This is a genomic window from Echinicola sp. 20G (assembly GCF_015533855.1).
Taxonomy (GTDB): Bacteria; Bacteroidota; Bacteroidia; order Cytophagales; family Cyclobacteriaceae; genus Echinicola.
This window is the reverse complement of the sequence record NZ_AP024154.1, coordinates 4129330-4145336: the sequence shown is the minus strand read 5'-3', so window position 1 is coordinate 4145336 and position 16007 is coordinate 4129330. Positions and strand designations below refer to the sequence as shown.

The following is a 16007-nucleotide window of genomic DNA, read 5'->3' as shown; positions in this document are numbered from 1 at the left end:
TTATTGGTTTAATTCAGACTTAATCATGACCAAATCTCCTAAAAGTTTTGTTTGTTGGACCTTAGATTCCAAGTTCATCTGCTTGGCCATACGATAAACTTCCAAGTTTAAGCTTTCGATCTCTGTTTTTCGATTATTTCTGATATCCTGTAAGGTAGAAATAAATTGTCCTTCCGACATTTTGCTGATTGAAATTACCTGTTCCTCAACTTCTTTAACGGTTAAGCCTATGCCATTATTATTGGCTATTAATGTACATTCTCTGATTATACTTTTAGCAATTTCAAAGGCATGGGCATCCCTGTAAAATATCCCGTTATCCACTTCCAACAATGGACAGATGGAATTGAACACACAATTTGCAATGGCCTTTTTCCATATGATTTTTTCTATATTATCTTCTGAAACAAACCCGAAATTAGGAGTATTCAATATATCCACAATTGGCTTTAACAAAGAGCTGTGTTGTTTTATGATTCCTATTGGAGAAGGCGCAACAGGTTTATAGCTAATTTCATTGGGAGTAATATTTTGGCAAGTGGCAAAGAGTACACATCGATAGATCTCCTGAAAATCCCTATTTAAAAATGACTGTTCTATGTTCAACCCGTTCTGCAAAATAACCAAGGGAGTATTTTTTGCTTTATCCTTCAGTTTTTTAGCCAGCTCCCTGTTACCAAAAGATTTGTTGGCAAGGATTATCAAACCATCGAAAGTAGAACAACTATTTAGATAATTGATTTTTATATCTGAAGTCAATACTTCTCCTGATTTTAGGTACAAGGTAAATTTCTCAACATACTCTGATCCTTCATCCACGCTGCCACGAATTACCTGAACGTCACTGCCGTTTAAGGACAAACAAACAGCCAAGGTTTTACCAATGGCACCGGCACCAATTATATAAATCTTCATACTCGTAATTTATTTCATGTCACTATCAAACTTCGGTAAAACCAAATTTTTAAAATAGTAAAAGGTGGACATTGGGCCTGAATGTCCATCTTTTACTATACTTTTTATGAACATAAGATCAAATTTGTAAAAGTAAGGAAGGAACTCCTTTTTACTTTTCAACATGACTTTAAAATGTTCAATATAATAGCCATATGATAAAATCATCCAGAATCCATTACATTACCCAGAGTATGCCTAATAAGAGCCACCAACAATTGGCCTTGGATGCCTGTCAGGCAGGGGTAAAATTGGTGCAGCTTCGATTAAAAGATACGGAAGCAAAAGAAATGTTTGAAATCGCCTTAGAGACGCAAAAGATATGCAATAGGTTTGAGGCTAAATTGATAATTAACGATCACCTTGACCTTGCCATATCCATTGATGCCGACGGTGTGCACCTTGGAAATGAGGATACCGATCATGAAGTAGCCAGAAAGGAATTAGGTCAAAATAAAATTATTGGCGCCACAGCTTACAATGAAAAAGACATGATATACCATCAGCAAAGGGGCTATGCTGATTATATTGGGCTAGGAACCTTTAGAAAAACAGCTACCAAACCCGAGATCAAGGAATTTCTTTCCCTGTTGGAAATCAAAGCCTTGATCGACAAACAAAAGCAAAACTATGACAAACCAATACCATTATTGGTTATAGGTGGGGTTAAAATCACCGATATCCCCCCCTTACTATCGATAGGGGTATATGGAATTGCCATTGCTTCATTGCTCAATGAAAGTGATGATAAGAAAATGACATTTGAAAAAATCCTGAATGCTTTTAAACAAGCAGAAATCAAAGATGAAGGAAATGGCTAATAATACAGAGCATAATGAACAGAATATTAGTAGATCAAACATTTTATTGTTCTGGGATATTTGGCAAATGGACAGTGGATTCAAGAATTATATAATGACTTAGTAAATCCTTTTGAATTTTGTGTTTTATCATCAATTTGGATTATGACAATTGAATGACCCAATGGGGCTGATGAAGCGTAAGTCTATTCCAGAAAAAGACGTTCACCATCCTCAGGGATGTAATAATGAACAAATGAACTATTGCTTACCATTTCTTTGCGGATAAAATTTCTGGTTTCGGTACAGGGGCTTACCGCTTCCAAATGAGTTATGATGAGACTTACTTCTGGAAAGGTATCTCCTAAAGACTTTATTTGGTCAACTGACATTGTCACCGGTTCTCCAAGGGCAAAGGTTGCAGCACCTGCGGCTACAACCACATAGGATGGCCGGTGTTTGGTAATGGCCAATTTGACGGCATCGCACCAGATGGTATCTCCAGTAAAATAGATACTTTCTTTCTCGGTACAAAACACAAATCCGTTGACCGTACCCATTTTTTCTTCGATTTCTCCGCTACCGTGTTTGCCTTGAGTGAGTACTAACTTAACACCATTGAAACTGACTGATGAAGTTATGGGGATCACATTGATAAAACCATTTTCGGCAATTGTTTCAGCAATTATTTTAGGGCAAATTATTGGAAGATTCTTATCCAAAATTTTAACGGCTTCGGCATCCCAGTGATCCGGATGAAGGTGTGTAACTACTACCGCATCTATTTCTTCGAGCTGTTTCTCTAATTCTTCACCTGAAAAAGATAAATTTACCAAAGGATTTGACCGCGTATCTTCGGTCCAAGGAAAAGGCCCAAAGGATCCTTTTTCCCCTAACATAGGATCTATTAAAAACTTTTGATCATCAATTGTTAGTAAAACGGTGGCATTGCGCCATAAATGAAATTCCATAATAATGGATTTAATATCGATCTGTAAAACCTAAGCACCAGTTTATAGCAATGATTGGATTGTCCCCAAATTATAACTCTACTGGCAGATCTTAAAGAAGTTTACTTCCAGGTAACCCAATTAAATATTGAATATGAATTATACAGTGTTTGAAGAATGTGGACTGAAGCGCAGTTTGGATATATTATCGGGAAAATGGAAACCCTTGATTTTATACCATCTGTTTCACGAGCAAGAAATACGATTTATTGAATTATGGCGCAAAATGCCTCGGGTTTCCAAGAAAGTTCTCCTGGACCAACTAAAACAAATGCAAAAACACCATGTTGTGGAGAGAATTGAGCGAAATGATTTTCCACCACAGGTATATTACCGGCTTCACAAGGATGCCGAATATTTGGGACCCGCACTACAAATTTTAGAAGCCTGGGGTAAAAGTCGATAATTTTCAACTTATATGGGAACAAATCATTAAGTGTGGCCGGTATCCCAATTAATAAAAATGATATTTTTGATGGGGGTGGTAATTTGGATGACTTTATAAATTGCCGAGTACTTTGTCTTTGTATAATATGATTTGTTTCACTCCCCCCTTTTTTAAATAATTCATGTCAGCTTTAATCCAGCTTTTTATTCAGAAACCAAAAAGCATCCTATTATGAAGATTTGGTGAATTACTGATCCTCTCCCTAAAAGAGTTCCCTCAACAAGCGCAGGTTAAGGTTCCAATGGAAATCAATCACCACTTGGATAATGAGAAACTATGACCTTCTTGCTACTATGTACTTATATGCTGCGCACCTTACGCTAGGATTTGCTATCATACAAATGGTATGGTCATTTGCATGAATTTGAAACAGCTCAAAACAGATAACAAGCAAAACATTTAAATATGTTTTTCTATAAATATCTCCACAACCGAAAAAACCCTAATAGTGGACAAGACCTTGAAACAATATTAATTAAAATACGGAGTCTCACTACTTCAATATCCAATTTACCCGAATGCCAGAAAATCTATATTTATCGATGCAACCAAAGGCCATTGCATATAAGTCAAAATATTTATTTTACCAACTTCAGAAAAAATCATCGGAGCACTAGCATTAAGTCCATCCAATCAAGGTAATAAGCATTAAAATTAACATTCCAATTAATATTACCCGTATTTTGGCCATTTCGTTTAATGAATTTTTTATTGTTCCAATCTTAAAACAAATAACCTACTTCAGGCACATCTTACGATTTAAATGGTAGAGTGTAGAAAAACAAAATTAAAACACAAGACTACTTCTCAAGTAAACATATAAGTATAATAAACCAACCATCTTAAAAAAGATCGTTCGATCAAACCTCCCCATTCACTCCTCTTGGATGCCACCTTATAACGGGAAGGAATAAAGGCCAAGGGTGCTGACCACAGGAAGCATTCACTTGCCCTTGACTGTTTTCCTGACCGGAATAGTTTTGCAGAAAGGTGGAGTGGATACCGATGAAATTTACATAAGGAATAACAGATGGCTCCAATTTCTGCTCCCCGGTTAAATGGGTAAGTTGACTATTTACAATGAGCGGCAACAACACATATCAACCATTATAACTACAAATTTCTCTCATCAAAAGGCTGCGAGTCCCGAGCACCTTCCTCCCGACTGCGGAGGCTGAAAAGATGGTTTTGTATACAAAACTACATCTTGCTATAATCTAGAGATTGCCAAAGTTCAAAGAATAAAGGTAAAAACTTAGTAATCCTTTATCTTAATTTCATAGCTTAAACTGCCCACTTTTTACCGATATAAAACACTCTATAGGATTATTAGAAACTACTAAACCGCTTTTGATAGCCATTTTCGTAAAACTCCCTTCGAAGCTCATTTTTAACAACATGAATTTTCCCATCCATGGTATGTTCCATTGTTTTCTCTTTTACAACAGTAAAGGTTTCCTTTGCCTTTTGGCTATTTTGAATCATTTTGTCATAGACAACCACATCCAGTTCCTCATTGTTTAGATAATAATTCTTTTGAGTAAACCTTTTATCCAAACGTTCATCATAAATCTGCCTCGTAATTTCGAGAAAAGTCTTCATATTGAATAAGCCCTCCTACACTGACAAAGCCACATTCGAGCCTTATCAAATTTCTTATTGATTGGATTGAATTTTATTTTCTAGTTCAGAGGATAAAATTGAATCCTTTTCAAAAATGCCCAAATTTTCACCCTTTTTATTACAGAAATCTAGATTGGAATTATATAATTCACAGTTCTATTTTTGACCCAACATAAACCAAATCACCTTACCTAAGTAAAAAACAAATTAAGCTTCCCCAAAATCCGGATAGTTCTAAAAGACACAACTATTACTGCATCGGGAATTTAAAAGTAGGCAGCCAATCAAAACTATGCTTTCAGTCAACATTTGGCAGGGAAGAAAAAGATGCTTAAGACGTTAGAATAAGTCTAACATAATTCAAGCTATCGTATTATGCCCTGCCTAACCTCCGAAGCATTTTTATATGATCTAAAAGTGCCGCAAGAAAAGACCTTTTCATTAAATAAGGATAACCAAACTCCTTTGCCGTTTGTGAAACAATCTTCGACAGTTTTCGATAATGAACATGACAAATATTGGGAAACAAATGATGCTCTACCTGAAAATTAAGACCTCCAATTAACCATGAGAAAAACTTACTTTTTGGTGCATAGTTACTAGTAGTGGCCAATTGATGCAATGTCCATTCATTATGAATTTCTCCTGATTCATCAGCCTGAATAAACTTAGTGTCCGGAACTATATGAGCAGTTTGAAAAACAAGACTTATGCAAATTCCGGTAACAAAGTGCATACTTAAAAAAGCCAAAACAACAACATATGCAGGTAGTTGCACCATTATTAATGGCAAGATAAGGGCATAAGAATAATAAAGGATTTTCCAACCTGCAATTTTAAAAAGCTCTTCTCCAAAACTACGTGATTTGTTAAAAAAACCCATCTTTTTATATCGAAAAGCTCTGACAAAATCTTTCATTGTAATCCATGAAATAGTGGAAAGTCCATAAAACAGCCAAATATATAGGTACTGAAAACGGTGTATCCAATATCTCTTGGCATTAGGCGAAAATCGTAAGAAAAATGGCACGTTAATATCATCGTCTCCTTTTTCTATGTTTGTGTAAGTATGATGAAGGACATTATGTTGGATTTTCCAAACGACTGAATTTGCCCCTATTAAATTCATAGTATAGCCCAAATACCTATTGATAATATGATTCTTAGAATATGAACCATGAATAGCGTCATGCATTATCCCCATTCCTACTCCTGCCATGCCAAAACCGCTAACAATATATAAAGCAAAAAGCGGAATAGTGTGCTGTATTATTCCAGAACCAATAAAAACTAGGGGAATAAAGAAGATGGATAGCATAAAAATAGTTTTTACTACCATATTTTTATTTCCATATTGGCTAGTCCCACTGTTTTTAAAATAGTCATTCACTCTAGTTCTTAATGTTTTGGCGAATCCAGATTTATTGCCATTTGTAAATTTTAAACTTTTCATTAGACATAATTTATGATGCTTTCACCTCAATTAGCATCTTATACAATTCTGCATTTAATATATTTCATTTGTAAAATTGAAGCTTATTTACTTATAATGCCTTACATAATGATAGATAGAGCTTGTAAATATCACACATATGGTACTATATGGATATTTTTTTTAATGAAATCAATTTTTCTTATTTATCTCTTGGCAAGAGACATGAGATCAATTTTGATGGATTGGAAAATCTGAATCTATTAAAAAGTGAACTGTATTACTAGGTTAATTTAACCCTGGAATTATTTCTAAGATTTTTGAATTAGATACCTCTTTTCGCATTCAATATGCATGAGTCCCAAGATTAATTCATTTTCTCTATAATCAATTTAGTTTCCAATGATGCTTGGGCATTTCCTCGAAATGATCCAATTACCGGCATGGTATTCCTATAATGTGCACTTGAACAAATTGGTATATGGGAGCTTCCAACCGCTGTTCCGTGACTAGGATCAAACCCAACCCAACCCGCTCCAGGAAGAAACACTTCCACCCAAGCATGTAGTTCATGTTCTAAGTTTTCTGACTCAATAAAATAATACCCGCTTACAAATCTCGCCGCAATTCCAGAATGCCTTAGCAATTGGATTTCCATCCACGATAAGTCTCTACAGGAGCCTTTTTTAAGGTTGAAAGTCTTGTCTGCAGCGTAAGGCTCTCCTTCCATTCGAGATACTAAATTAAAATCTGAATGAATTTTCTTGGTCAATTCGGAAATGAAATGGAGTGTTTTAAATACTGATTTCTCCAAAATTTGATTTCCATATTCAATTAATGGACTGTTAATATGATCAACCACTAAAGAGGCAAAAAGTAAATCTTTTAACTCTAATGAATAATTAATTGGTAGGTTATAATACCCTGTTGGAAAAATGATATAATTGAAGGGATTATATTCCTCCAGTCTCACAATAGATTCCCACAGAATATTTAGTAAATGGTGCTTGCCATCAAACCAGCAAAAGTAAATCTGATTGTTTTCTGGATCCCATTGCTCAGATAAACCAGTAGGTTTTGGAAAAACAGTAAACTGGTTACTCTCAACAATATTAAAAGGAGTATTACGAGGTTTAAACCTTAGGTAATGCGGTTCTATGAATACCTCTTCATCGAAATTATATTCCGTTTTATGAACAATCTTTATTTTCTTCTCCATTTATATAGGTATTTGGCTAATCTTTTTTCATATCCAATTTTTACAATAAGTATGGTTATTTGATTTGAATTAACTAAGATAAAGTCCCATTTTCTATCCTATATTTTTGAGAAATCTATCCTAATGAGGGTAGAATAGTGACTTTTAACTTTATTAGTGGCCCAATAATCTCATTGATTTATCTCAATAAAATTCAAGTCCAGTTTGGCTATAATTATTATTAGCATATACTTCCAAAAGATCATATATATTCCTCGTATATAACTTACACCTAATTGAAAAAATATTACAGATATCTTTGTAATTTTGTCTATTCGCTTAATGACTTTTGCTTTTACCATATCGTAGACCAATGATTTTCCTTATCAAAAAAATCCAAACAGGACTTATAATAAGCGAGGCTGAAATAGTTGAAATCACTAATTGATAGGTGTGTTCCGAAATAAGGCCAATGTAAAAACCTGTTGCTCCCAGGATAAAGCTAAACTCCCCAATCTGAGCCAAGATAGCCCCTGTAAGCAAACTGTTTTTCCAAGATTCACCCAAAAAACGAACAATTATGGCATTAATAAAATTATTAGTCATAAAAGCCAATAAGACCATAATGAAGATTAAGCCGGAGTTGGAAATTAAGAAATCCAGGTCAATCAGCATTCCTATTGACACAAAAAACAATGCCACAAAAACGATTCTAAACGCATGAAGGCTAGTATGGACCCATGTTGTTTCTTTGGCCTTCGAAACGATGATACCCGCCACAAAAGCCCCTAATGCTGAAGAAATCCCAAAAAAAGCAGTAAGTATAGAAAAACCAAAACAAAATGCGAAAGCAATAAACACTTGTATTTCATGATCTTTTCTAATCAAATCTCCAAATGGTAGACTCACCTCCTTTTTTTTCAATACCCATATAGATATTCCAAGGATTAGCAATCCTCCCGTAATTTGTTTGATAATATCAATAGCAACAGGAATTGATCCAGATAGGTAGTTAAGCAATATTAACATTGGCACTACTAAAATATCCTGCACCAATAAGATTCCTATAACGTTTTGACCTAAATGCGATGCAATCAAACCCTTATCTTGTAAATAACTGATAACTATGGCGGAACTGCTTAAACTAATAACCAGGCCAAGAACTATAATTTGAGTTAGCTGCCACTGAAAAATAGCTCCAATCCCCCATATAGTGGCCAAGCTAAAAATTACTTGAAAAAAAGTACCTATTACAGGTATGCGCCAATTGGCAATTATTTTTGGAAGGGAAATTTCCATTCCAATGAAGAAAAGTAATAGGACTAGCCCAAAAGAACCCAAATTGGAAATGAGTAATTCATCAGTTACAAGTTGCATCCCATAGGGACCAAACACCACACCTACTAAAATATAGGCTGTTAAATAAGGTTGACCCAAAATTTTAAAAATAAAACTGACAACAATAATCCCAATGGAGAGCAAAACCAATATAGAAAGTATAGGATCTACTTGTGCTACAGTTAGAACACTATTAAAATTGATTTTTTCCATACCGGATCCTATTGTTTATTTATTCTTTAAAACATAAATCCGCCAAATTTGAAAATCCATCCTAATTTAACCCGAAATACGCATTAGTTATCTATTACGGACTGAAAATGCTTTAAAATCAGACGCTTTGCTGCTGTTTTCGACTTCACCATCCGCCGCGGCGGATGCCTCAGTCTCCAAACAGCCTGATTTTCTTGCATTTTCAGCCCTCACTACGATTGCTAATGCATAATCCGGGTTTAATTGATTGGCGTTTTTTGTTTCACCTAAAAATAGTCCTCCCCTATCTATAAACAACAGCTTTCACTAAACCGGAGATGCGTAAAACGATTAACTTGGGATTATTATGCTTATAACTTATAATGTATTCTATTTACAAAGAATCCTTATTACAGCTTCCCCTTATATAACTGACAACCTTATTCATCCTATAGAACATACAGTAGTCAATAACGCTGAAGTTCTGCAAATAACAACTCCAATTCATCCCGGGATTTCTTTAGCTTTTTGGATAATCGATCAAGCATACTATTCCTGTCTTCTCTATCAATAATAAAATCATCATCGCTAAGAAAAGGAAACATTCTTTTAAGCAAAATCTTCTGCTCTCTCCAACTCCTTACTATTTTCATATACTTTCAATCGATTTAACTTTTAATAAAATTATATTTTGCCCAATCTTCTTTTATTGGACAAATATCCTTTTAATAGATTTTTCAAAGACTTGTAATACGCCTTGAGATTTTTTTGCGATACCAATGACGCTGGACCAGGAGCTATATCAACAGTCATTTCGTCCAAGTACTTTAGAAGCTCCGGATAGTTTCTGTCAATATTTAAAATCAACTTTATAATAGCTCTGTTTATTTTCTCCTCGGACTCCATTTTAATATTAATTTACTGACCTAACTCTACTTCTTCATATCCACTTTTGATAATGGTAGAGATCATTTTGAACCTTATATTTGCTTTAATACTACTGGATAAATGAGCAGGAATAATAATAGACTGTCCTGAGTTTATAATTTTATGACTACCATCAATGATGACTTCCGCTTTTCCCTCAATCACCTGAATGAAGTTATCGTAAGGAGATTTATTATCTGACAGTATCTCACCCGAATCAAATGAAAGAACAATGATGTTTCCTGTTGCCTTTTTAATAATGGTTTTACTAAGAATCGAATTTGGAAGATAATCGATCAAATCCACGGTAATTAATATTTCTGATTTTCGCATATCAAAATGCCCCATGAGTTTTTATTTAATCCTTTTAAGAACCCAAAGACACACAAGGACTGCACATGCTAAATTCAAATAAATCTTATAGCTTTCTTTACCATCAGATTCAGTAAGTGCCCCAACAACAAGTCCTACACCAATCAAATTATCAACAAATCCTTTCATAATTCATCCTTCCACAAGAAGCTCAAAAGAAATAACTTCTTCTTGGCTCCAAAGATAAAGATGATCAAAATCCACCTGTATAGTGTTACAGTTGAAATATCTTTTCTTGTATATTTCTCACCTTTTAGGTTTTTTATTGTCCCTTCTTTCGATTGAAATTGTGACAAAAAATCAAAAATCAACTTTTACTCGCTTGAAAGATGAGAATAAAAACAAACCATAATATTGCCCTGTTTCCAAATAATAAGGTCCAGATTTCATCATCATACCTTTTTCCCTCAGAATACGCTTAATCTTTTTTTGGGGACACTTATGACATGTCAAATACCTACTATAAAAACTTAAACCCAATAATTTATAGCTTAAAAGCCAATTTGAAAGAATCCTTGCTGACCAAAAGTAAAGGAAATAGTTTTTTATCCTTATTATATTAAATATACACAGCAGAAATGCTTTATGATAAATATAAAGGCTATATTTAGTAGAAGGCACCCATCATACCCCGCTGAAATAATGAAGGTTACAGCAAAAAGAAAAGAGTTCAAATTTTCGCCAGATTCTAGTAGAGTCGTAGCCAGATTTTTCTGGAATGGACAAGAACGGACTGAAAAAATGATCGATAAGGTGCTTTTAATGGACGAAGAGCAGGTCAAATTAACTTTGGAACAGACACTGCGGGAATTTGCAAGTCGCCATCGAAATATTTCAAAGATATTCTTCAAGCATTTTGAAAAAATTCTGGACTTGATCGGTAAGATGAATGGCCATTATGAGACCCTTACTGATTCCCAAAAAATGTTGATTGGTTCTTATTGTACGATGGAATATTCTATTGAATCAGCCGCAATATTCAACCCATCTATCATCAAGGATTTCGATCAATCGTACCTTGAGGAGGGCGAAGTTAGAGTGATACTATCTTTTAGGGCTACAGGAGAAGGACATATTTCTTCCATTGTCTTCCGAAGAGGAATCATCGACAAAAACAATGACCTGCATGTTATGAAATCAGGAGATCAAATCGACTTGGCTGAAGTAACGCATAAAAGGTTGTATGATAAAAAGCGATTTATTAAAAAGCTTACTGAAATGAATATTCCTAAGAAATATTCTAAATCTATCATGGAAGATCTTCCTGCAAACTTCGAATATTATGCATTAACCACTGCAGTTGCAAAAATTTTAAATGACAAATCCATCAGCCTTGAAAGAAGAATGGCTTTGAACGAGATAACCTGGTTGGTAGACTCATTTTATGATGTCCAATTCCAGTTGGACTCAGATCTAACAGAAAGGGTACTTTTTCCCATATCAAATTCAGAAAGCAAAGGGATTGAAGATGCGCGATTTGTGAATTTTATTGAGAGCGATGGAACAGAGAAGGTGTATGCTACATATTCAGCCTATAATGGCCACACGACCTTACCAAAACTACTCTCAACAGAAGATTTTTATACTTTCAGGGTAATGCCCCTTCACGGGGAAGGTGCACAAAACAAAAACCTTGCTTTATTCCCAAAAAAAATAAATGGCCAATATGCGATGCTCGCAAGGATTGATGGTGTAAATAATTACATTATGTTTTCTGACAAAAGCACGCTATGGAATGACCCTATCAAGATTCAGGAACCTAAATTCCCTTGGGAATATACCCAAATTGGGAATTGTGGATCACCAATCTGGACAAATGAAGGTTGGTTAGTAATAACGCATGGTGTTGGACCGATGAGACGGTATAGCATAGGGGCATCCCTTCTTGATCTGGAAGATCCTACCAAAGAAATTGGAAGACTAAAAGAGCCTCTGCTTACACCTCTGGAAAAGGAAAGAGATGGCTATGTCCCGAACGTAGTCTATTCTTGTGGTTCCATCATTCACAATAACAATTTAATTTTGCCCTACGCCGTATCCGATTATTCCTCAACTTATGCTGTCATATCTATGAATGAGCTCTTAGAAGCGCTTAAAAAAAATTAGGCTTTATTTGTACCTTGAAGTACTTTCCTATAGGCCAAAATATAATTTTCGACCATTTCATTTATACTGAATTTTTCTATCGCATGTGCTCGGCAAAACTCCGGGGACATATTTCCTATGAGCCCAACCTTTTCTACGGCATCCCCCACATTTTGCACTAAATAACCCGTTTTCCCATCCTTAATAAGCTCTCGCATGCTCCCTCTATCAAAAGCAATAACTGGCGTCCCACACATCATTGCCTCTATCACACTTAATCCGAATGGTTCCTCAAAATTGATAGGATGAAGTAAAGCCTTACTCCCTCCAAGTAGTTTTTTTCCTCTATCTGGTTCAAGATTTCCCAAATAACTTACCAAATCATCGTCGATAAAAGGCTTGACCTTTTCTTTAAAATAGACTTGATCTTGGATCAAACCTGCTATAATCAAACGATGGTTTGACCTTTTGGCTATTTCAATCGCCACATGAGTACCTTTCTCCGGATGAATCCTACCAAAAAACAAGAGATAATCCTCTTTAACCGCTTGAAAGTTATAAATCAAGGGATCAATCCCGTGATAAACAGTGGCAATATAATCCAGTTCTTTTGACCTATCAGCATCGGAAATGGATACATAAGCAGTCTTTGCGTTATATTTCTTATAAACAGGAATGATTTTAGGGGATGAAAAACCATGTATGGTTGTAATCATGGGTGTTTTAACCAATGCAGAGTAGGTAAGCGGGAGAAAATCGAAATGATTATGAATGATATCAAACTGATGGGCTTGCTCCATTAGGTTACTGATATGCAAACACTCTGCTACTTTGGGATCCACAGCCCTATCTTCTTCATAAGGAAACACACATGCTGATTCTAATCTCCCTTTAGTAAGGGAGTCGGCAGTTGCAAAAAGGGTTACATCCATACCTTTCTCCAAAAGTCCTTCACAGATATTGGAAGCCACTTGTTCCCATGGCCCATATTTTTTAGGAGGTGTGCTCCAGGCAATAGAAGAGAGTATGGCTATTTTCAATGATATAATTCTTTATTTAAACGATTAGTTTTGTTTTTGGATATTTCTGACTCTTCGATTTTATAAAATTCCTCATGGGCTTGCAGCACAATCAAATGGGATATTAGATAGGCAAGGGAACTCTCCGCTCCCTGGTTTCTATTCACTCCATAACTTTCAAAACCGTCACAGCAGCCTTTTGTCTCAAAATCATACAGGCTCATTCTAAGATCATTTTCTCCTAAAAACCACATAAATGAAGTAAATAGTTTTTGTAGATATTCATTTTTCCTTGTAAGCAGAAATGCTTGATAGTACATTAACACCATTGATAAGGCATCGATGGGTTGTTGGGCATAAACTGATCGATGCCCATTTTTGACATACCACTCTTTATTCCCAATAATTGATAAAAAACCATCTTTCATGATATGCAAGGTCAGAAAATCCATGGTTTCCATGGCAATTCCCAGCACCTCATCATCTTCCAATATTTCAGCAGACTGCATCAAGGCTAGTGGAAGGATTCCATTATCATAGGCCAAAAGAGACTCAAACCATTGCCAATCTGAAGAGGATTGTCTTTTATATTGTAAGACCAGCTTATTTGTCAGTACCCTTAGCAATTCAATCATTTTTTCATCAAGCATATTGGTTTTTAAGTAATAACTTATCCCAATTATCGTATTGGCGATGCTTCTAATTGATCTTAGGTTTTCAAAATTTGGTACCGCATCAAAAAACAATAATCGACCTGTTTGGAAATAGGCATCGTTTGGGGCATTTCCCAAAAGGTAACCTAATGCCCAAATGGTTCTTCCAAACGAATCTTCAGAACCTACCTCATCCTTGAACATTCTGTTAAATCCCAGAAAGTTCTTAAATGTGCCATTTGGATTTTGCATATAATGAATATAACTCAGGTAAATAGGCATATACTCTAATGCCAGTGGATCACGTTTCTGCTTATAAGCCATTAGTACCATAAAAAGTGCCCTAGCATTATCATCCAAGCAGTACCCTTCCTTGAGATTGGGAATCCCATATTTTGCATGTTGAATAATCCCAGTATCATCGGTCAGTCGCTTGATATGCACTAATGAAAACTTGGGCATTAATTGAATATTCAAAATGATTTTCCTTTTTTCTGTATTGATTGGAACTTGTTTTAGAACAGAATTTAAAAGATGCTTATACTTTCTCCCTATCTCGGGCCAGGTTATGGTCTTTCCATATTCAAGTGCCTTTTCTTTGATCTCTTTTAACTGGTCAGGATTGTCGAATAAGCTGTTTAAGAGCAATGAAAGTTCTTCATGGTTCTTAAAATCGAAAATTTTCCCTTTACCATTTGCTAAGAGTTCTTCGGCATGCCAATAGGGTGTAGACGCTACCGCGCAGCCTACCCCAAAGGCATAACTAAGGGTTCCACTGGTTATTTGGGCTTTGGACAGATAGGGGGTGATATAAACATCGCACGCAGTGAGATATCTTATCAGTTCATTTTCATCAATAAACTCATTTATAAACAATACATGGTCTTGCATATCCAAATTTTTCGCAAGACGATGAAGATAATTTCGGTACTCTTCTCCAGCATATTTGACTACATTAGGATGTGTTTTTCCCAATATTAAATAAATGGTATTGGGATATTTTTTTATGACTTCAGGAAGCGATTTGATTACCGTTTCGATGCCTTTATTGCGGCTGATAAAGCCAAAGGTTAACAATACCTTTTTACCATCAAAGCGAAAAGTTTTTCTCACTTCAGAAGCGTCATAGTGGATATCAGGGACCCCATGTTCTATTAAATTTATCTTTTCTTCTGGCACAAGGTATATTTCTTCGAGCAAGTTAACGGCCTTATTACTCATCACCACGATCGCTTTGGCCATCCTGCATACCTCTTTAAAGATAATCTTTTGATTATATGAAGGGGTGTCAAGAACTGTATGAAGCGTAACAATAAATGGCATTTCGAGCTTATGCAGTAGAGGAAGAATATACACCCCGCTTTCTCCTCCAAATATTCCAAACTCGTGCTCAAGAATACAAAGATCCAAACCACTTAAATTTATAAAATCAGCTGCTTCAAGATAATCTGATTGCTGGTCCTGCTGCAAACTCATTCTCACCTCTTTTGGGTAGATATATTGGCCATCATTATCACCGAGTGCTATGACATTGCCTTCATATTTTATGTCATCATCTTCAAACGCTTTTCTTATATTTTGTTGAAGATTTTGGGTGAAGGTGCCGATTCCACATTCTCTTGGAGGGTAAGTACTTATATATCCGATTTTCATGGTTTTCCAACTAGTAATAATAAAATCATTTGAGTAATATCATTCTTCTTTGTATTTTGAGAGGGATTTTGATGTTTTAACTCACATATAGACAACCTTCTTACAAGTAACTGAACAAGACCTGAAGCATTTTTCAGAAAGCACTAAACATAGAGTCCCCTTTAATACTTCTTGAACTCCAAAGTTATATTTCACTGGTTTTAAATAGCTTACATTAAACAAGTGTACATTTATATATATCACAGGTTTAAAAGACTTCAATGGGCAATAGTTATCTTAAAACAAGTTTGATCACTAAAAGTG

14 protein-coding genes are annotated in these 16007 nt (G+C 35.3%); 3 read left to right on the top strand and 11 right to left on the bottom strand.

Features of this window, described 5'->3' with window-relative positions; translation table 11 throughout:
- A complete protein-coding gene (locus JL001_RS16735; RefSeq protein WP_200978197.1) occupies positions 1-915 on the bottom strand; it encodes a ketopantoate reductase family protein in 915 nt (304 codons plus the stop codon).
- A 194-nt stretch (positions 916-1109) separates the two neighbouring features.
- Between JL001_RS16735 and thiE the strand changes: the two genes are divergently transcribed.
- Positions 1110-1775 (top strand): thiamine phosphate synthase, encoded by a 666-nt coding sequence (gene thiE, locus JL001_RS16730; RefSeq protein ID WP_200978189.1) that lies wholly within the window; start codon positions 1110-1112, stop codon positions 1773-1775.
- Between the two features lie 185 nt (positions 1776-1960).
- On the opposite strand, the gene JL001_RS16725 is transcribed toward thiE, so the two are convergent.
- Positions 1961-2725, bottom strand: a complete 765-nt coding sequence (locus tag JL001_RS16725) for an MBL fold metallo-hydrolase (RefSeq protein ID WP_200978179.1) — start codon at positions 2723-2725, stop codon at positions 1961-1963.
- A gap of 133 nt (positions 2726-2858) precedes the next feature.
- On the opposite strand from JL001_RS16725, the gene JL001_RS16720 reads away from it, so the two are divergent.
- A complete protein-coding gene (locus JL001_RS16720; RefSeq protein WP_200978177.1) occupies positions 2859-3170 on the top strand; it encodes a helix-turn-helix domain-containing protein in 312 nt (103 codons plus the stop codon).
- A 902-nt stretch (positions 3171-4072) separates the two neighbouring features.
- Here JL001_RS16720 and JL001_RS16715 read toward each other — a convergent pair.
- The 7 genes from JL001_RS16715 to JL001_RS16680 form a co-directional block, all read right to left on the bottom strand.
- Positions 4073-4252, bottom strand: a complete 180-nt coding sequence (locus JL001_RS16715; RefSeq protein ID WP_200978175.1) for a hypothetical protein — start codon at positions 4250-4252, stop codon at positions 4073-4075.
- A 289-nt stretch (positions 4253-4541) separates the two neighbouring features.
- Entirely contained in the window at positions 4542-4814 is a 273-nt protein-coding gene (locus JL001_RS16710; protein ID WP_200978173.1) for a hypothetical protein, read from the bottom strand.
- 394 nt (positions 4815-5208) lie between these two features.
- On the bottom strand, positions 5209-6288 hold the full coding sequence (locus JL001_RS16705) for an acyl-CoA desaturase (protein ID WP_236252862.1): 1080 nt from the start codon (positions 6286-6288) through the stop codon (positions 5209-5211).
- A 346-nt stretch (positions 6289-6634) separates the two neighbouring features.
- Positions 6635-7486 (bottom strand): transglutaminase family protein, encoded by an 852-nt coding sequence (locus tag JL001_RS16700; RefSeq protein WP_200978171.1) that lies wholly within the window; start codon positions 7484-7486, stop codon positions 6635-6637.
- A 318-nt stretch (positions 7487-7804) separates the two neighbouring features.
- Positions 7805-9016 (bottom strand): cation:proton antiporter, encoded by a 1212-nt coding sequence (locus JL001_RS16695; RefSeq protein WP_200978169.1) that lies wholly within the window; start codon positions 9014-9016, stop codon positions 7805-7807.
- Positions 9017-9462: 446 nt separating this feature from the next.
- Positions 9463-9648 carry a hypothetical protein gene (locus tag JL001_RS16685; protein ID WP_200978159.1) on the bottom strand — a complete coding sequence of 62 codons (186 nt, stop codon included), beginning with the start codon at positions 9646-9648 and terminating at the stop codon, positions 9463-9465.
- Between the two features lie 265 nt (positions 9649-9913).
- A complete protein-coding gene (locus JL001_RS16680) occupies positions 9914-10270 on the bottom strand; it encodes a cupin domain-containing protein (protein WP_200978157.1) in 357 nt (118 codons plus the stop codon).
- Between the two features lie 666 nt (positions 10271-10936).
- On the opposite strand from JL001_RS16680, the gene JL001_RS16675 reads away from it, so the two are divergent.
- Positions 10937-12400: a glycoside hydrolase family 130 protein gene (locus tag JL001_RS16675; RefSeq protein WP_200978155.1), complete on the top strand. Its 1464-nt coding sequence runs from the start codon at positions 10937-10939 to the stop codon at positions 12398-12400.
- Here the strand turns inward: JL001_RS16675 and JL001_RS16670 are convergent.
- Together JL001_RS16670 and JL001_RS16665 are read right to left on the bottom strand one after the other, a co-directional pair.
- Complete coding sequence (locus JL001_RS16670; RefSeq protein ID WP_200978154.1) at positions 12397-13419, bottom strand: glycosyltransferase family 4 protein; 1023 nt, start codon at positions 13417-13419, stop codon at positions 12397-12399. The two genes, JL001_RS16675 and JL001_RS16670, sit on opposite strands and share 4 nt — an antisense overlap.
- Positions 13416-15704 (bottom strand): glycosyltransferase family 4 protein, encoded by a 2289-nt coding sequence (locus JL001_RS16665; RefSeq protein ID WP_200978152.1) that lies wholly within the window; start codon positions 15702-15704, stop codon positions 13416-13418. Before JL001_RS16665 ends, JL001_RS16670 begins: the two co-directional genes overlap by 4 nt.
- Between the last annotated feature and the right edge of the window lie 303 nt (positions 15705-16007).